This is a genomic window from Leisingera sp. ANG59, from assembly GCF_013317235.1.
Classification (GTDB): domain Bacteria; phylum Pseudomonadota; class Alphaproteobacteria; order Rhodobacterales; family Rhodobacteraceae; genus Leisingera.
Genome location: NZ_WLCM01000012.1, coordinates 44,767 through 62,308 on the forward strand (window position 1 = coordinate 44,767; position 17,542 = coordinate 62,308).

General features: G+C 63.2%; 17 protein-coding genes and 1 pseudogene. 9 read left to right on the forward strand and 9 right to left on the reverse strand.

The annotated features are described in order from the left end of the window. From GKC28_RS12735 to GKC28_RS12750, 4 genes are all read right to left on the reverse strand, one after another. The gene (locus tag GKC28_RS12735; RefSeq protein ID WP_174147278.1) at window positions 1-2,292 is read right to left on the reverse strand and encodes a glycosyl hydrolase family 28-related protein; all 2,292 of its coding nucleotides are present in this window, start codon (window positions 2,290-2,292) and stop codon (window positions 1-3) included. 97 nt (window positions 2,293-2,389) lie between these two features. Beyond that, entirely contained in the window at window positions 2,390-2,791 is a 402-nt protein-coding gene (locus tag GKC28_RS12740; protein ID WP_174147279.1) for a DUF4864 domain-containing protein, read from the reverse strand. A gap of 176 nt (window positions 2,792-2,967) precedes the next feature. Continuing rightward, window positions 2,968-4,611 (reverse strand): lysine--tRNA ligase, encoded by a 1,644-nt coding sequence (locus GKC28_RS12745; RefSeq protein ID WP_174147280.1) that lies wholly within the window; start codon window positions 4,609-4,611, stop codon window positions 2,968-2,970. A gap of 137 nt (window positions 4,612-4,748) precedes the next feature. After that, on the reverse strand, window positions 4,749-5,633 hold the full coding sequence (locus GKC28_RS12750) for a LysR family transcriptional regulator (RefSeq protein ID WP_174147281.1): 885 nt from the start codon (window positions 5,631-5,633) through the stop codon (window positions 4,749-4,751). Window positions 5,634-5,729: 96 nt separating this feature from the next. On the opposite strand from GKC28_RS12750, the gene GKC28_RS12755 reads away from it, so the two are divergent. From GKC28_RS12755 to GKC28_RS12765, 3 genes are all read left to right on the forward strand, one after another. Next, window positions 5,730-6,188 (forward strand): cupin domain-containing protein, encoded by a 459-nt coding sequence (locus tag GKC28_RS12755; protein ID WP_174147282.1) that lies wholly within the window; start codon window positions 5,730-5,732, stop codon window positions 6,186-6,188. 104 nt (window positions 6,189-6,292) lie between these two features. Beyond that, window positions 6,293-6,715 (forward strand): tellurite resistance TerB family protein, encoded by a 423-nt coding sequence (locus GKC28_RS12760; protein WP_174147283.1) that lies wholly within the window; start codon window positions 6,293-6,295, stop codon window positions 6,713-6,715. 123 nt (window positions 6,716-6,838) lie between these two features. After that, on the forward strand, window positions 6,839-7,246 hold the full coding sequence (locus GKC28_RS12765; RefSeq protein WP_174147284.1) for a DUF2513 domain-containing protein: 408 nt from the start codon (window positions 6,839-6,841) through the stop codon (window positions 7,244-7,246). A 54-nt stretch (window positions 7,247-7,300) separates the two neighbouring features. Here GKC28_RS12765 and GKC28_RS26400 read toward each other — a convergent pair. Continuing rightward, window positions 7,301-7,468 (reverse strand): annotated as a pseudogene (locus GKC28_RS26400) (cyclase family protein); the annotation flags it as partial. 92 nt (window positions 7,469-7,560) lie between these two features. Next, window positions 7,561-8,058: a lactoylglutathione lyase family protein gene (locus tag GKC28_RS12770; protein ID WP_174147285.1), complete on the reverse strand. Its 498-nt coding sequence runs from the start codon at window positions 8,056-8,058 to the stop codon at window positions 7,561-7,563. A 101-nt stretch (window positions 8,059-8,159) separates the two neighbouring features. On the opposite strand from GKC28_RS12770, the gene GKC28_RS12775 reads away from it, so the two are divergent. Beyond that, complete coding sequence (locus GKC28_RS12775) at window positions 8,160-9,050, forward strand: LysR family transcriptional regulator (protein WP_174147286.1); 891 nt, start codon at window positions 8,160-8,162, stop codon at window positions 9,048-9,050. 11 nt (window positions 9,051-9,061) lie between these two features. On the opposite strand, the gene GKC28_RS12780 is transcribed toward GKC28_RS12775, so the two are convergent. Together GKC28_RS12780 and dacB are read right to left on the reverse strand one after the other, a co-directional pair. Further along, window positions 9,062-9,781 (reverse strand): GNAT family N-acetyltransferase, encoded by a 720-nt coding sequence (locus GKC28_RS12780; protein WP_174147287.1) that lies wholly within the window; start codon window positions 9,779-9,781, stop codon window positions 9,062-9,064. 109 nt (window positions 9,782-9,890) lie between these two features. Further along, window positions 9,891-11,378, reverse strand: a complete 1,488-nt coding sequence (gene dacB, locus GKC28_RS12785; protein ID WP_174147357.1) for a D-alanyl-D-alanine carboxypeptidase/D-alanyl-D-alanine-endopeptidase — start codon at window positions 11,376-11,378, stop codon at window positions 9,891-9,893. Between the two features lie 111 nt (window positions 11,379-11,489). Between dacB and GKC28_RS12790 the strand changes: the two genes are divergently transcribed. After that, window positions 11,490-12,317 carry a DMT family transporter gene (locus tag GKC28_RS12790; protein ID WP_174147288.1) on the forward strand — a complete coding sequence of 276 codons (828 nt, stop codon included), beginning with the start codon at window positions 11,490-11,492 and terminating at the stop codon, window positions 12,315-12,317. On the opposite strand, the gene GKC28_RS12795 is transcribed toward GKC28_RS12790, so the two are convergent. Next, a complete protein-coding gene (locus tag GKC28_RS12795; RefSeq protein ID WP_174147289.1) occupies window positions 12,297-12,929 on the reverse strand; it encodes a nicotinate-nucleotide adenylyltransferase in 633 nt (210 codons plus the stop codon). The two genes, GKC28_RS12790 and GKC28_RS12795, sit on opposite strands and share 21 nt — an antisense overlap. Before the next feature lie 139 nt (window positions 12,930-13,068). Between GKC28_RS12795 and GKC28_RS12800 the strand changes: the two genes are divergently transcribed. From GKC28_RS12800 to GKC28_RS12815, 4 genes are all read left to right on the forward strand, one after another. Then, window positions 13,069-14,136, forward strand: a complete 1,068-nt coding sequence (locus GKC28_RS12800) for a peptidoglycan-binding domain-containing protein (RefSeq protein WP_174147290.1) — start codon at window positions 13,069-13,071, stop codon at window positions 14,134-14,136. A gap of 275 nt (window positions 14,137-14,411) precedes the next feature. Continuing rightward, entirely contained in the window at window positions 14,412-14,945 is a 534-nt protein-coding gene (locus tag GKC28_RS12805) for a DUF2059 domain-containing protein (protein WP_174147291.1), read from the forward strand. Between the two features lie 219 nt (window positions 14,946-15,164). Next, on the forward strand, window positions 15,165-16,832 hold the full coding sequence (ettA, locus tag GKC28_RS12810) for an energy-dependent translational throttle protein EttA (RefSeq protein WP_174147292.1): 1,668 nt from the start codon (window positions 15,165-15,167) through the stop codon (window positions 16,830-16,832). Then, window positions 16,829-17,440: a DUF4375 domain-containing protein gene (locus GKC28_RS12815; RefSeq protein WP_174147293.1), complete on the forward strand. Its 612-nt coding sequence runs from the start codon at window positions 16,829-16,831 to the stop codon at window positions 17,438-17,440. Before ettA ends, GKC28_RS12815 begins: the two co-directional genes overlap by 4 nt. Window positions 17,441-17,542 lie beyond the last annotated feature (102 nt).

The window sequence follows — 17,542 nt, forward strand, 5'->3', positions numbered from 1 at the left end:
TCAGGACCCGCTGTCCATCCGCATCACCACCTGCACCTCACCCTTGACCGCCTCCGGCCAGTGCAGGCTGACATCTTCGCTGTTCGCACCCTGCGAGACCTCTGCATAGGGGGTGATGTAGCGGGTGCTGTTGCCGCTGGTCTGCAGCGCCCCATGCGGCACCACGCTGTCGACAAAGCGCGCGTGCCCCTGGAACGGCAGCTCGCCGCCGGCGGCAACGGTCCAGCTGGCGGACGCCGAGGCCTGATCATGCACCCGCCGCAGCGGGTTGGCCGACTGGATCAAGACGTTGTGGTACATGTTGCCGCTGAAATCGACGTGTTTGGAGCGGCTGAAATCCAGATCGGCAAAGCTGGTATCGACCCGTTCCGCCCGGTCGATGGTGCCATTGAGGGAGCGGAACTTGTTGCCGGTCACGGAGACCCCGTTCAGGAAGTTGCCGCTGCCGTAGGGTTTGATGACGATGTAGCTGAACCACGGCGCGACGTCTCCGGACAGGAACACATTAGCGGTGATGGACAGGGCGCTGAAGGAAAAGCCGCCGGTGTAGTCCGGCGCGGTATCGCGCTCGTTGGTCCATTCGATGAAGCAGTTGTCGATGTAGTTGTCCGACACGGTGGAGGTGCAGTTGTTGAAGGTCAGCACCAGCCCCGCGGTGCGCACCCCGTTTGCAACGCTGTCGCCCTGAAAAAAGTGGTTGCCGGCCACCGTGTTGTAGCTGCCGCCCAGAACCGCGAAATGGCGGAACCGCGTGGCGCGGTTGCCGCGCAGCTTGGCGTCGTTGGCATTGACGTTGAAGCCGATGCTGACACGGTCCGGCACATCCAGCGCGTCCTCATTAGACAGGAACTGGCAATTGTCGATCAGAACACCCTGGCAGCCGGTGCCGATGGAGGTGATGCCCCGGTCCTTGGGGCGGGAGATAAAGCAGCTATCAAAAGTGTTCACCGAACCCGACGGCGCCAGGCGCACAGCGCTGCAGCGGCCGTTGCACTGGAACTCGATATCCTGCAGCCCGAATTTGCTGAGCGCGCTGAAGCCGCTGAAATCCACCAGGTACTTGAAGTCGCGGAAGGTGAAAGTCTGGGTGCCCTCGGCATCGAAAAGCGCGGCGCTGAGGGTGAGCTCTCCGGCGCCGGTGTTCTTGGACCTGACATAGACCTCGCGGCCCACGCCTGCGCCCTCGACCAAAGAGCCGACGGCGATGTTGGCGATATTGGCGACATTGGTCAGCTTCTTGGAATCCGACGCGCTGTAGGACGCCTGCGAGGTCACAACATCCGTGTCCCAGGCGGCGCTGTCGGCGGCCTCCAGCTGGCCGTTGCGGATGATCCGGCGGGTGGCGTAGGAGGATTTGTTCGGCACCGCCGCGGCCATGTCGATGGGGCCGGTGACGGTGATCTTGCGGCCCATCAGGTCGAGCGATTCATGGTCGGAGTTGTTGATCAGCGCCTGAAATGCCTTCTTGAAGCCCAGCTCCTCATCCCCGAAGGCGGCAGCATAGGCGGGGAAGTTGTAGGTCTTGGTCAGCAGAAGCATGGCGCTGTCCGGCATCTCGACAGTGCCTTCGAACACCGCCTCGTGGTTCAGCGACACGGTGCTGGCGAGGTAGTACTCGCCCGCAGGCACCAGGATGCGGCGGCCGTCTGCAGCGGCATCTGCGGCCTCAAACGCCGCCGTGCAGTCAAAGCTGCCGTTGCCCACCGCGCCGTAATCGGTGACATCCACCACGCTCAGCATGTCGCGCAGGAAGGCGCTGGTGATGTCGGTAATCTCAATATCATCAATCCGCACCACGCCGCCGTTGGCGCCAGTGAGGTCGAGGCCGAAATGGCCGTAAGCCGCATTACGGCCCCACGGCATATCCACGCCGCCGCGGCTGCCGCTGCCGACGATGCCGGCCACTTCCACCACATCGCCATAGGTGCTGAGCGCCACCTGCGGCGCAAATTCGGTGACCCCGCTGATGTGGCTGCCGCCCGATGCTGCCGCCCAGCCGGCAATGCGGACCGAGGGCAGCGCGCCGCTGACGGCCTTGATGCGAATCCTGATCTGCAGATAGCAGCCCGGTTGCAGCGGCGTCTGGCCCATGAAGCGCAGCTTCTGGGTGTTCTCGGTCTTCTGCATCTCCAGGCAGCCGCCGAAATCGGCGTCCGCCGCCACAAAGACCGCATTGGCGGCGCCGTCATAGGTGTCTGAGCCCGGGGTGCCGTCGCCGCTGGACCAGACATCTAGGCCGTCCGCAAAGGCGGGGGGCATCAGCTGCAGACCGTCGGTGATTGCCTTGTTCATGGAAGCTTCCTTTCCTGCTGCGCATCTCGCGTTCGGGGAAAAGGAAGTACAGAAAGGGCGTTAATTTCCGCCCATCGGTGCGTACGCTGCCCTGGGCTCAGACGCTGTCAGCCTGCCCTTTCAGTAGGTGCACCGCGTTGATTTTCCAGCCGCTTTCCAGCTTAACCATCTGGTAATCCAACAGGTGCACGGCGCCGCTTTGGTCGGTGATCATCACCCGCTGCCACAGGCTGCCCGCCACTTCGCGCAGATCCAGATAGCGCACTTCTGCCGGGCGCCAGACCATCGGGTAGCCCTGCTGCACCATCCCGGCAAAGCGGTCCGGAGTGCGGAAGATGCGGCGGATTGACGGCGAGGCGTAGGAGAAAGCGGTCTCGGCGTCGTTGTTCAGAAAGGCCTCAAACTGAGAGCCGATCACGGCTGTGACCGGCTCTCTTTGCGCAAAGGCCGGAAAGGTCAGAAGAAAAACACTTACCCCCGCAAACAGAACACTGCGCATCTGTCCCTCCCGGTCCGTCTCCATAAGTTAGGACAGAGTGACGCCGCGTCAAAAATATTTTTGCGATCTGGTAATTTTATTGCATGGGGCAAGAACGCAGGCCGATGTGCGCAGCATGGCTGAAACGAAAAAGGGCACGGCAATCCGCGCCCTTTCTGATTGCGTTGCGTGCAGGCTTACGCCAGCTCGCCCGCCAGCGCCATTTCGATCAGGGCGATGGTGTCCTCGACGCCGTAAAGCGCGATGAAGCCGCCGAAGCGGGGGCCCTGGGAGGCGCCCAGCAGCACCTCGTAGATCGCTGAGAACCAGGCGCGCAGCGGCTCGAAGCCATGGATCTTGCCGATGGCGAAGACCACCGATTGCAGGAATTCCTCATCCGCGAAATCCGCCGCGGGCAGCGGATCGTCATTGCCTGCGATCTCGTTTTTCTTGGCAATCGCGGCCAGGGCGGCGTCCGCCGATTTCAGCGCGTCCGCCAGATCCTGCAGCGCCGCGCGCTCCTGATCGGTGGGCAGGCGGAATTCCTTCGCGGGCTTCACGAAGTCATTGAAATAGGCCACCGCAAAGCCCGCCGCCTGATCCATGCCGGGATGGGTGTCCGGCGTGGCGTTGGGGGCGTATTTGTTGATGAAGCCCCACATGGTTTCCTTGTCCTCGGCGCTGGAGGCGGAGGCGAGGTTCAGCAGCATCGAGAACGGCACCACCATGTCCGACTGCGGAACATCGCCGCCGTGGATGTGCCACACTGGGTTGTTCAGCTGCGCCTTCAGGTCCTGCCCGTGGTAGGCGCGCAGCTGCTGGTGGTATTCGTCCACCGCCTTGGGGATCACGTCGAAATGCATCCGCTTGGCGGTCTTGGGCTTCTGGTACATGAAGTACGCCAGGCTCTCGGTCGAAGCGTAAGTCAGCCATTCGTCGATCGACACGCCGTTGCCGGAGGATTTGGAGATCTTCTGGCCGTTTTCATCGAGGAACAGCTCATAGGTGAAATGCTCCGGCGCGCGCTGGCCCAGCACCCGGCAGATGCCGTCGTAGATCGGTGTGTTGGTGGAATGGTCCTTGCCGTACATCTCGAAGTCGACTTCCAGAGCCGCCCAGCGGGCGCCGAAGTCCGGCTTCCACTGCAGCTTCACGTTGCCGCCGGTCACGGGCAGGGTCCATTCCTTGCCGTCCTCGTCATCGAAGGTGACGGTGTAGGTCTCGGCGCAGACCTTCTTCATCGGCACATACAGAACGCGGCCGGTTTCCGGGTGGATCGGCAGGAAGATCGAATAGGTCTGGCGGCGCTCCTCGCGCAGGGACTTCAGCATGATCTCCATGATGTCGTCGTATTTCTCGACGGCGCGCTTCAGGATCTCGTCGAACTGGCCGGAGCCGTAGAATTCGGTGGCCGAGTAGAACTCATACTCGAACCCGAAGGTATCCAAGAACCGGCGCAGCATGGCGTTGTTGTGGTGGCCAAAGCTCTCATGGGTGCCGAACGGATCCGGCACCGACGTAAGCGGCTTTTGCAGATGCTCGGCCAGCGCCTCCTGATTGGGGACGTTGCCGGGCACCTTGCGCATGCCGTCCAGATCGTCCGAGAAGCAGATCAGCTTGGCGGGGATGTCCGAGATGGTCTCGAACGCCTTCTTGATCATGGTGGTGCGGGCGACCTCGCCGAAGGTGCCGATGTGCGGCAGGCCGGAGGGGCCATAGCCGGTTTCGAACAGCACATAGCCCTTCTCCGGCGCGCCCTTGGCATAACGTTTGAGAACCCGGCGGGCTTCTTCAAACGGCCAGGCTTTGCTCTTCAGAGCTTCTTCGCGCACATCAGACATTTGTGTTCTCCATCGGCGGCAGTTCTGTCAGCTATCGGGGTGCCGCGTGATCATCCCGGATGCCCCATGCATCCGGCCATTCCCTCTATTGTGCCTGTGCAGCATGAGTCAATGATCACCGGCCCCGGCGGCGTTTGCTAGGTTGCCTTTTCGGCGATCCAGGCCAGAATGTCCCGCACATCGCGCCCCGCCGCCAGCCCGTCCCGGGCAGAGGCGAAGTAGCCGCGCGCGGAGCTGGCGCTTGGCCCCTGCAGCCTCACCAGCGCGCCGGTGTCCAGAAAGCTGTCGAGCACCCCGCCCCAGGCCAGGCACACCCCCTGCCCGGCCAGCGCAGCGTTGACCAGCATCGCATAGGAGTTGAAGTCGAGCGCGCGGGCGCCGGGCGGCATTGCCAAGCCCGCCTCCTGAAACCAGCTGGGCCAGTCATGCCACTGGCTGCGGGCGGCCTCCATCGTCAACAGGGTCATGCGGGCAAAATCATGCTGGTCCGCGGCCATCCCCAGGCGCGCCAGATACAACGGGCTGGCCACCGGAAAAACCTCGTCCCCCAGCAGCCGCAGCTCCTGCCCGGCGCCTGTTTCCGGCAGCCCGAAACGGATCAGCAGATCGCCGGGGCGGATCGCCTCTCCATACTCCTGGCTCAGGATACGGATGGTCACCCCGGGAAAGGCATCCTCCAGCGCGCCCAGCCGCGGGATCAGCCAGAAGGCGACAAAGCCGGCCGGGGCCGAGACCGTCACCACCCGCCCCTGTGCGCTTTGCCGCAGGCGGGCCACGGAGGCCTCTATCTGCCCGAAGCCGCTGTGCAGGGCCTGCAGAAGATCCTTGCCCTGCGGGGTCATGCGCACGGGCTTGCGGCTGCGGTCGAACAGGGCGCAGCCCAAGTCCGCCTCCAGCGCCGCGATCCGGCGCGACACCGCGGGCTGCGAGACATTCAGTTCCTGCGCGGCGGCTGTCAGGGTGCCGTGACGCGCCGCGGCATAAAAGGCGGTGAGTCCGGAAAAGCTGGGAAGGCGCTCCATCTATCATAACCTCAGCGTATGTTACTGTGCAGCTTTACCCTATTGAGCGAAGGCCGGGAAGACCTCTAACTGGGCGGCAGGATGAGGAGACCCGCGATGACTGCAGAACTGACCACCCTGGCTGCCGATCTGGGCGATGCGGAACAGCTGCATCAGCCCTCCAACCTGCCGCATGCGCCGCTGGCGGTGGATGCCGCGCAGGTGCCGCTGGCGGGCGGCACCGATCCGGCCTATGGCGAGGTGCGCTGGCGCACGCTGATCAACGGCAGCGACGACGCCCCGCGCGACATGGTGCTGGGCATTGCCGAGTTCGGCCCCGGCGGCCGCCTGCCGCCGCACCGCCATGACCCGGCAGAGTTCTATTTCGGCCTGGAGGGGACCGGCGTGGTGACCATCGACGGCATCCCGCACGAGATTCGCCCCGGCGTGGCCATCTATGTGCCCGGCGGCGCCGAGCACGGCACCGTGGCGGGCCGGGACGGGCTGCGCTTCGCCTATGGCTTTGCCGAACCGCGCTTCGAGCAGATCCAGTACCGGTTTTCCGCACAAGCTTGAATCCGAGGCGGATTTTTGCGGCTTTGGCGCGGGCAGCAGTTGAACCTGCCCCGCCCTGTACCTATCCTGATTGCAGCAGCATGCAGCATGAAAAGGATGCCTCGATGAGTGAGCAAACCCCGCACCCGATGTCCCCGCAGGACTGCCTGGTGGCGCTGATGGTGGCGGTGTCGGCCTCGGACGAGAACATCCGCACCGCGGAGCTGGTCAAGATCCAGTCGGCGGTCAACATGCTGCCGGTGTTTGCCGACTACGACATCGACCGGGTGGCCCGCATTTCCCGCACCGTGTTCGACCTGTTCGAGCAGGAGGACGGGCTGGAGGCGCTGTTCGGGCTGATCCGCGGCGACCTGCCGGAGCGGCTGTTCGAAACCGCCTATGCGCTGTCCTGCGACGTGGCGGCGGCCGACGGGGTTCTGGGCGAGACCGAGCTCGAATTCCTGGCGGAGGTCCGTTACGAGCTGAACATCGACCGGCTGCATGCCGCCGCGATCGAGCGCGGTGCGCGGGCCCGGCACATGGTCTGACGGCGCCCGCTTTACGCAGCTGCCCTTGCCCGCCCTGCATGGCAGGGCTGCACAACGCGAACTTGCAAAAGATTTGCCCCATTCCCATTTGACGCTAGTTCGACGCCTATCAGGAATCGGGTCATGGTCGCGTGGCAAAGGGACATTGGTGAAATCCGCAGGCTGCTGCTCGAGATCGAGGGCGGCAGGCAAGCGTTCTGCGCCCTGCCGCGATCCGCTGCCGAAGCGATGATGCTGCCCGCGGAGGACTGCCTGCCCGATGCCGAGGCGCGTAAGCTTGCCTATCACCTGAGCCTGCTGGAAAGCGCCGGACTGGCCCGGTTCAGCCGGCTTTCGAACGGCAACTGGCATGTCCGCGGCCTGACCTGGAACGGCCATGAGCTGCTTGACAACATCCGGCGCGAGGACATCTGGGAAGCACTGCAGGACCGCCACCGCCAGCTGGGCGGCTTCAGTATGGAAATCCTCAGCGACCTGGCCAAGGAAATGATGCGCCGCGAGGCCGGCAGGCTGGAACCGTCCGGCACCTGAGCACTTTTATTCCGGGGACCCGGCCGGCGCACGCCCCGCGCCGGCCGTTTCATATCAGGACAGCGCCAGAATGCGGTCCGGCCCGCCGGAACCGCCGCGGTGCGCAGGCGCCCCCACGAACAGCAGGGCGCCGCTGGCAGGCACCCGGTTCAGATTGGCCAGGTTCCGAGTCCCGTAGCGGTTTTGTGGCGGCCAAGCGAAATGGGTGGCGAATTACGCAGATAGCGCTCGGGCGCGGCACGTGGTCTGATACCCTTCCTAGGCTGCGGAAAGTTCGGCGCTGCCCGGCGCAGGGAACGAGGCAACGCCATCGCTCAGCTGTAGGCGCCGGCGGAATAGGTCAACTCATAACTGTGGCTGTAAAGCTCGAAGATGATACCGAAAGGGTCCTCCACATAGACCATGCGATAGGGTTTATCGCCTGGAAAATACTCCCGCACCGGCATCCGCTGCTTGCCGCCGGCCGCGACGATCTTCTCCAGCAGCCCCTCGACGTCCGGGTCCTGCACAGCAAAATGAAAGGTGCCGTGCTTGCGGTACTGAAAGTTATCCTCCGGCGCTTCGTTACCCTCAAATTCGAACAGTTCTATGCCGATGCCGTCCGCAGTAGACAGATGCGCGATGCGCAGGCGGGTCCAGCCGGGACCGAACACATCAGTGCACATCTGCCCGATGGCGCTGCCGTCCTCGGCAACTTCGCTGGCCTGCATCAGCACGTAGAACCCCATGACGTCCGAATAGAACTTCACGGCTGCTTCCAGGTCCGGCACCGACAGGCCGATATGTGAGAAAGTTCTGGGTGTGGTGGTCATTTCTGGTCTCCTCATGCTTGGGATGCCAGAGAGGTAGACACGCACTCGCCTTATGTGAAATTATCATTTTGGATGAAAATGATAATGAATTGACATGATTGATGTTGAACGCCACCTGGCTCGAAACCTTCACAACGCTGGCTGAAACCGGTCATTTCACCCGTGCCGCTCAGCGCCTGAACATGACCCAGCCGGGCGTCTCGCAGCACCTGCGAAAGCTGGAGGCGCAGCTGGGCCAGAAGCTGATCGCGCAGGACGGCAAGAGCTTTTCGCTGACCCCAGCCGGGGAGGCGGTACGGGCATTGGGGCAGGCGCGGCGCGACGAGGAGCGCCGTCTGAGGGAGGCAATAGCCACCGACAGCCCCGATGCCGGAGAGTTGCGGATTGCCTGCTCCGGCAGCTTTGCGATGCTTTGGTACCCCCGTATTCTGACCATGCTGGAGACCGCGCCGGACCTTGCGGCACATCTGGAGGCGGCGCCGCAAGCAGCCATAAAACGCGGTCTTCTGGACGGTGCGTTCGACTTGGGCATTCTGGACCACGACCCCAGCCACCCCCGGCTGGAGGCGGAGCACTTGGGGGAGGAGGAACTGTGCCTCGTGCTGCCTGTTCGGGATGCGGGCATTCCGGTCACGTTCGCGACGTTGGAGGCGCACGGCTTTGTCGCCCATCCTGATGGATTTGCCCATGCGGACGAGCTTCTGTCACAGAATTTCCCGGATGCTTATCAGGGCACCGACCGGCTGCGCGTCCGGACCTATATCAACCAGATAGGCCAGATCCTGGACCCGGTCGCGCGCGGTATCGGATACACGCTGCTGCCGCGCAGCGGGGTTGAAGCCTACACCCAGCGGGACATGCTGGCGGTGATCCCGCTCCCCAAACCGAAGCGTAACGGGTTATGGCTCACTTGCCGCAAGGGCCGCCCGCTGAGCGCCCGTCTGCAGCGGGTGAAGCAATTGGCAAAAGAGATCGCGGCGGCGCTGGGGTGAGGGCGCCCCCACTACCCCCTGTGGGCTGCAATTAGCCTTTTTAGGCTCTGTTTTTGCTGTCCCTGCGCGTCGAAATTGCCGGGGTCGAGCCATTCGGCATAAGCCGCCTCCAGCCGCGGCCATTCGCTATCCAGCACCGCATACCAGGCGGTGTCGCGGTTGCGGCCCTTGTAGACAACGGCCTGACGGAACAGCCCTTCATAGGTAAAGCCCAGCCGCTCCGCCGCCCGGCAGGAGGGGGCGTTCAGGGCGTCGCATTTCCATTCATAGCGGCGGTAGCCCAGATCATTGAACACCCGCGCCATCATCAGGAACATCGCCTCTGTCGCCGCAGGCGTCTGCTGCAGCGACGGGGCATAGGTGATGCCGCCGACCTCGATCACCCCGTGCTCCGGCTTGATCCGCATATAGCTGGCGACACCTTCGGCCCGGCCGCTGGCGCCGCTGACGATGGCGAAATACGGCTGCGCATCAACGCCGCTGGCCCCCTGGATCCAGCTGCGCAGCTCCTGCTCCGTGCCGAAGGGCCCCCAGGGGATATAGGTCCAGATCGCGCCGCCGGGGTCCTGGCTGAAGGCGGCAAACAGATCTGCGGTGTGGCGCGCGGCGTCCAGCGGTTCCACCCGGCAGTAGCGCCCTGTCAGCTGCTCGTGGCCGGGCAGGCGCGCGCCCTGCCAGTCCGGCAGCGGGGCGCCGATGGGCTGGCCGTGTTCATTGATACGCTCAGTCATGGTCTGGTCCTTCGCACTCCGGGCAGGCAGATGCTGCCCGCCGGTCTGCCTACAAACTGGCCCAGCGAAAATGTCCAGAAAGTGAAAACTTTCCCAGACCAGTCAGAGCCTAACTGCCGTAAACCGCGCCCCAGCGCTCGATCAGCTGCTGCTGCAGCTGCTTGGCGCGGCGGTTCCAGCTGCGGGCGCCCTCGGGGCGTTCGCGCTGCGCCCGGGTCAGGCGGCCGCGGGTCTTCTGATCCGCGGTGAAGATGGCAAAGGCCAGCACGTTGCCGTCCGCCGCGGTCATGAAGCCGCCGAGGCCGGAGACGAAGTTCAGCGTACCGGTCTTGGCGGCGACCTTGATCGGGTGGCCCTTGACGGTGCGTCCCTTGGCGTCGCGCATCTGGAAGGGTTTCAAGAGCGGCTTCAGCTGGCCCGCCTTGTAGGCGGCCACCAGCGCGCCGGTCAGATCCGCCGGTGTCATCCGCGAGTCGCCGCCAAGGCCGGAGTGATCCACCAGCTGGCTGCCGGACATGCCGTATTTGCCCGCGGCCCAGCGGATCATCTCCGCGGCTGACGCCTTGAGCGAGGCCGGGCGGCCCGCGCGTGCGGCGGTGGCGGACATGCCGATCATCTCGGCCATCAGGTTGTTGGAATATTTCAGCATCGCCTTCAGCAGCACATCCAGCGGCGGGCTGCGGTGCTGGGCCAGCAGCGTGGCGGAGGGCAGCGTGCGGGTTTCCTTGGGCTTTGAGAGTTTAATGCCGTGAGCGCGTGCCAGGGTGCGGAACACGTCACCCGCATAGGCCGCCGGGTTGCGCACCGGCAGCCAGCGGGCGCCGCCCTTGCCCAGCGCCTTGGAGGCGACGGTCCAGTGATCCACCCCGCCCTTTTCGGCATAGGTATAGACCGGCACCGCGCGGGACTGGATCTCCATCCGGGCAGTGGCCACCTCGGGGCGGTATTTCTCGGTGCGGGCGTCCATGGTGATCGCCCAGCCGCCGCTGGCGGCGCGCTTCCATTCGAAATGCACCCGGTTGAAGTTCAGCGAAATGCCGGACACCGCGGGGGAATAGCCGACATGGTCGGGCTGGTCCGGGTCGATGGTTTTGACCGACGGCAGCGCGCCGTCCCAGACCAGGAACTTGCCGCGCACCTCGCGCACGCCGGCGGTCTTCAGCGCTTTCGCCAGCAGCGCCAGATGGTCGGTGTTCAGCAGCGGATCGCCGCCGCCGGCCAGGATCAGGTCGCCCTTGACCACACCACCGGACACGCCGCCGGTGGCGAGGATGCGGGTCTCGAACCGGTGGTCCGCCCCCAGCACGTCCAGCGCATAAAGCGCTGTCAGCGCCTTGGCGACGCTGGCGGGCGGCAAAGCCTGGGAGCCGCCGGAGGCTTCCAGCAGCTTGCCGGTCTTCACATCCGCCACCGCGCAGACCGCCTCACCCCTGAGGCCGGCGCGTTCAATCAGCGCCCTGAGGCCATCGGCACCGGCCGCCAGCGAGCTGACCTTGCGGGCAACAGGCCGCAGCGAGACGGCCGGCGCATTGGCCAGCGCCGAAGTGCCTGCCAAAGCGGCAAGCCCGGAAAGGAGGAATGTCCGGCGTGAAGTCATCTTGTTCATTTTTAGGATCAGGAGCGGCTCTACTTCAATCCCCGATCCGCAGCTTTGCGCCGCAAGGTCCGGGCTTTTTCACACTGGCAAGTCCTGCTACCGCTGGCAGCCATGTTGCAGGCACTCATCCTCATGTTCGCGGCCATGTCAATGATCCCCGCAGGCGACCTGTGCGGGAAACTGCTGACCGGCGCCGGGCTGGCGACACCCGCCTTTGTCGCCTGGTCGCGCTTTGCCATCGGCACCGCGCTGATCCTGCCCTTCGTGCCGCGCCGCGCCTTCTCCCTGTTGGGCGACTGGCGGCTGTGGCTGCGCGCCGGGCTGCTGACCGGTGGCATCTTCTCGATCCAGCTGGCGCTGCAGAGCGAGCCGCTGGCCAATGTCTTTGCCGCCTTCTTCATCGGGCCGGTGGTCAGCTATGTGCTGTCGGTGCTGCTGCTGCGCGAGCAGGCGACGGCACTGCGCAGCCTGCTGATGGCGCTGGGGTTCGTTGGCGTTCTGATGGTGGTGCGGCCGGAGTTCGGCGGCTCCGTCAACTTGCTCTGGGCAGTGCTGGCGGGCTGTTTCTGCGGCGGCTTCCTGACCAGTTCGCGCTGGCTGGCGCATGTGGGCACACCGCTGGAGCTGAGCCTGACGCAGCTGTTGCTGTCGGCCTTGCTGATGCTGCCGCTGGGCCTGGCCAGCCTGCCGGAGTTCACCCCCTCCACCGCCGCGCTGACGGTGGGGAGTGCAGCGTTCTCGATGACGGGCAACCTCCTGCTGCTGTTTGCCTATGACCGGGTGCAGGCGGTGAAACTGGCGCCGATGGTCTATTTCCAGCTGGTGGCGGCGGTCGGCCTGGGCTGGGCGGTGTTCAGCCAGCTGCCCGACGCCTGGACCTGGGGAGGGCTGGCGGTGGTGCTCAGCGCCGGGCTGGCCTCAGCCCTCCTGCGCCGCTGACCAGGTGCCGCGGGCGCGCAGCGCGGTGGAGCTCACATCCACCATCGGCAGGTTCACGAAACACCAGGCCGGGCTTTCGGCCTGCGCCAGCAGATGGCTTTCGCTGCCTTTCAGCATGGCATGGCGGTAAACCCGCGCCGCCGGGGAGAACCGGGACGAGATCCGGTCGCCGGGCCGCGCCAGCACCCCCACCGGCACCGTGTCCAGGATCTGCTGCCAGTCCTTCCAGCGGTGGAAATGGGTCAGGTTGTCGGCCCCCATCAGCCAGACAAAGCGCACGCCGGGATGGCGGCGGCGCAGATGCCGCAGGGTCTGGGCGGTGTAGCGGGTGCCCAGCGCGGCCTCGATGCCGGTGATGTGGATGCGCGGGTGCCGGATCAGGCCCTCTGCCGCTGCGATCCGCCGCTCCAGCGGTGCCGGCTGTCGGGCCTTCAGCGGGTTGCCGGGCGACACCAGCCAGAACAGGTGATCCAGCCCGAAGCGTTTCAGTGCCGCATGGGAAATCGCCGCATGGCCGCGGTGAGGCGGATCAAAGGACCCCCCGAGCAGCCCGACGCTTTGGCCCGGGCGGATATGCGGCAGCTTGCAAACCATGAACGCCTTGATGCGCATAGATTCCGGCTGAGATCAATCGTCCCCCGCGATGGCGGCGCACAACCCTGCGCAGATTGCCTGACACACCGCTTTGGGTGTAGAATTTTATTGCGCGGGTATTGTTTCACGCCCGCAGGTTCCAAATTGCGAGTTCACCATGGTTGCCAAGCTTTCCGCCTCCGTCGGGCGCAAGGGCAAGAACCTGCCCGAAGACGTCAAAACCGTACAGCAATTATTGAATGCCTTTGCCGGCAAAGCCGGCATCAAGAAGGTCAAGACCGACGGCGCCCCGTCACCGGTGCTGGAGAAGATGATCGGCCAGTTCCAGCAGGAGGTCTGCGGCTTCAAGCCCGACTACCGCATCGACCCCGGCAAGAACACGATCAAGAAGCTGAACGCGGGCCCGGCCAAGGCCAAGGCCGAGCAGAAGGCCAAGGAAAAGCAGGACGAAAAGGCCAAGCAGGAGGCCAAGGCCCAGGCCGTGAAGGCCGCCAAGGACGCGGTTATGAAGGAGGCCAAATCCAAGTCGCTGGACAAGGGCGGCTGGGCCGCGCTGCTGGACGACATCGAGGAATATGCCACCTCGCTCTACGACAGCTATTTTACCAGGGGCGAGAAGAAGGGCGAGGACGCGCAGAAGGCGGCCAAGCAGGCGGCGGAAAAGGCCGTCAAGGAGGCCAAGAAGAAAGCGGCGGAGAATGTCATCAAGACCATCGACACCGGCGGGCTGTGCAAGCCGGGGCGGCTGGAAGGCAAAACCGGCGGGGTGAAGAAAGCGATCCTCAACGTGCTGTTTGATGTCTCCTCCTATTACGGGCAGACCATCAATGTGGTGTCCGGCCTGCGCGACAAGAAAGGCCAGGCCAATGCCATGTACAAGGGCTGGAACGGCCACCTGGAGCACGGCAAGATCTACATCTACTTGCGCAACAACGAGGATTTCCGGCTGGAGCTGGACGGCTATGTGCAGGCTGGCGACAAGAAGGGCTTTGTCGCCTGCATGTTCAAGAAGGCGAAATGGGACCAGATCTCACGCCATCTGACCGGCCGGGCGGTCGACATCTCCACCAAGACCGACGCCAAGATCATCGAAGCGCTGAAGACTTGCCTGCAATATGTGCGCGAGCCGCGCAAGAACAGTGAAGGCATCAAATGCCACCACTTCGACGACCGCAAGCTGGTGTATCCGATCCCGGACAGCGTCAAGAAGAAGTGGAAGATCTGAGGGGATTGGGCGCTCTGCGTTTAGGAGAAGACGGACAGAAGCCTGACAGGCTGGATCGCATGCAGACCGAAGGCAAGCCGCCGGAGCTGCTCGAAAGCATAGACGGTCCTCTGGTGATGGCGTTGGGAAGGTTTAAAAAACCTTTGCAAAACCATCTTCAAATAAGATGCTGGCACTCTCGATTATAAAGTAGTCTCCGGGAGTACATTGACCTCCGGTTCAGGTATTAGTGTAAACAGCTTCCTTTCAGCCCCGCTTCCTGTGGAGACCAACTTTTGCTCAATATTAAAAATATTGCCGCGTCGATTGCTTTCAGCACCCTCATTTCCGGTCCTGCAATGGCAGGTGTGAACGAAGATCTTGATTTCATTGTCACCGAAACTGTGACAGTTGAACTGTTCGAAGCTGCTTTGCAATCGCAAAGACAGCTGCTCCTGAGTGCCATGAAAAACGATCTGCAAGAAAAAGGTATCAGGATCAGCGACCTGGACTCGTTTATGGACATTATTATGGAGGAGTTTATCGCGGGCTTCACAGAAGAAATGCAGGATATTACCAAGGACATCTACCTGGATCTCTTCAGTCGAAGCGAAATCCAAGGCATCGCTGCTTTTTACCGGACGGCTCCAGGACAGGCTCTCATCAAAAAGACGCCTGCCCTGATGGCCAACGGGGCCGAAATGGGCCGAGAGGTCGGCCAATTGGCGGTCGCCAAGCTGATGCCGCGTGTTGCGCGCAGGGTGCAACAAGAAGGTATAATTATCGACAGCCCGTCTGTTACAGAAAAACTTCTGAACACATTCAACTAGAACAAGGCTCCTCCCTGCCACTTCACGTAGGCAGCGAACTATCGCGTGCTTTTCTCGGCTGACCGGGCGCGGTGCCTGAGGCACCACCCGGTGCACAAGGGGTGTACAGGGGATGCACGCCTGGCACCCCCTCGCGCAGGCCTGCATCCCGCATTGCCCCGCCGCCGCCCATCCGCTATCACTCCCGCCAGCGAATTTCCCCCTTAACGGAGCGAGCACATGGCCTCCTACCAGTACGTCTACCACATGCAGGGTGTCTCCAAGACCTACCCGGGTGGCAAGAAATGCTTTGAAAACATCCATCTCTCCTTCCTGCCCGGCGTGAAGATCGGCGTGGTCGGCGTCAACGGCGCCGGTAAGTCCACGCTGATGAAGATCATGGCCGGCCTCGACAAGGATTTCACCGGCGAGGCCTGGGCCGCCGAGGGTGCCAAGGTCGGCTACCTGCCGCAGGAGCCGCAGCTGGATGAGAGCCTCACCGTGCGCGAAAACGTCATGCTGGGGGTGCAGGCCAAGAAGGACAAGGTCGACCGCTTCAACCAGATCGCGGTGGAGATGGCGGAGAACTACACCGACGAGCTGATGGCCGAGATGACCGAGCTGCAGGACGCCATCGATGCGGAAAACCTGTGGGACCTGGACAGCCAGGTGGACGTGTCGATGGAGGCGCTGCGCTGCCCGCCGGATGACGCGATGCCAGCCAACCTGTCGGGCGGTGAGCGCCGCCGCGTCGCGCTCTGCAAGCTCTTGCTGGAAGCGCCCGACATGCTGCTGCTCGACGAACCGACCAACCACCTCGACGCCGAGACCATCGCCTGGCTGCAGCAGCACCTGATCGACTACAAGGGCACCATCCTCTGCGTCACCCACGACCGCTACTTCCTGGATGACATCACCGGCTGGATCCTGGAACTCGACCGCGGCCGCGGCATTCCCTACGAGGGCAACTATTCCGCCTGGCTGGAGCAGAAGGCCAAGCGGCTGGAGCAGGAAGCCCGCGAGGACAAGGCCAAGCAGAAGACGCTGGAGCGCGAACTGGAGTGGATGCGCCAGGGCCAGAAAGCCCGCCAGGCGAAGTCCAAGGCACGTATTGCCGCCTATAACGAAATGGCCAGCCAGTCCGAGCGTGAGAAGGTCGGCCGCGCCCAGATCGTGATCCCCAGCGGCCCGCGCCTGGGCTCCAAGGTGATCGAGGTCAACGGCCTGGCGAAGCACTATGGCGACAAGCAGCTGATCGAGGGCCTCGACTTCTCGCTGCCGCCGGGCGGCATCGTCGGCGTGATCGGCCCCAACGGCGCCGGTAAATCCACCCTGTTCAAGATGCTGACCGGCCAGGAGCAGCCCGATGTGGGCTCGGTCGAATACGGCGACACCGTGAAGCTCTCCTATGTCGACCAGTCGCGCGACGATCTGAACGACAACGACACCGTGTGGGAAGCAATCTCCGGCGGTGCCGAGATCATCGAGCTGGGCGACGCGCAGGTGAACTCCCGCGCCTATTGCTCCTCCTTCAATTTCAAGGGCGGCGACCAGCAGAAGAAATTGTCGCTGCTGTCCGGCGGTGAGCGCAACCGCGTGCACATGGCGCGGCTGCTGAAAGAGGGCGGCAACGTGCTGTTGCTCGACGAACCGACCAACGACCTGGACGTGGAAACCCTGCGGGCGCTGGAAGACGCGCTCGTGGATTTCGCCGGCTGCGCCGTGGTGATCTCCCACGACCGTTTTTTCCTCGACCGGATCTGCACCCACATCCTGGCTTTTGAGGGCGACGCGCATGTGGAGTGGTTCGAGGGCAACTTCGAGGACTACGAAGAGGACAAGAAGCGCCGCCTGGGACCGGATGCGCTGGAGCCCAAGCGCCTGAAGCACAAGAAGTTTGTGCGGTGAACTGGCTGAAGCGGCTTTTGGCAGGAAATCAATTGATCCTGCCGAAGCCAACAATCCGGGAGGCAGATTTTCTGTCTCCCGAAAGCGACATCGATCTGAGGATCGAAGATTATTACGACAGGCTTCTTGGAGAATTTGCCTCAGAGGAAGTCTGGACTGCCCTGGAAGCCTTCAAGCTGGATTCGCTAAGGGAATTGGTTGCCAAAGGGCTGTTGACCGAAGGGCAAATGACCTTCTTCTGCTTGGAGTACTTCCGCGCCCAGATCTTGAACGGAGGTTTCCCGCAATTCATGGGAAATGCAGGTTTCATGTCAGCCGACGTAGTATCTTGCCTGAGGAAGCTCAACCAAACGGAAATAGCGGACGATGTGGAGCGCGTCGCTAGTGAAATCACCGCTATTCTTAGTCATCTGGATTCGTTTCCCGGGGACGCGCGTAATAGTGAATTTCGCTCAGCAATGAGACGCGCCAATACCGAAATGAAAGACGCAATGCTGCGTTCCCCAGCCGGTCAGCGCTTGGAAGCCGAAACTTTTGAACCCGGCTTGGCACTCCAAATGGTAAAATATGTTGAGAGCCATCCGGAAGAATTCTGCAAAACCGGTTGAACTGACCGTCTGAAACGGCTTCTGGAATGCTTCCCTAAATTGTTTGAGAACGCCCTTTCTCGCCTGAAAGCCATGTGGCGATACACAAGGCCCAGGCCTGAT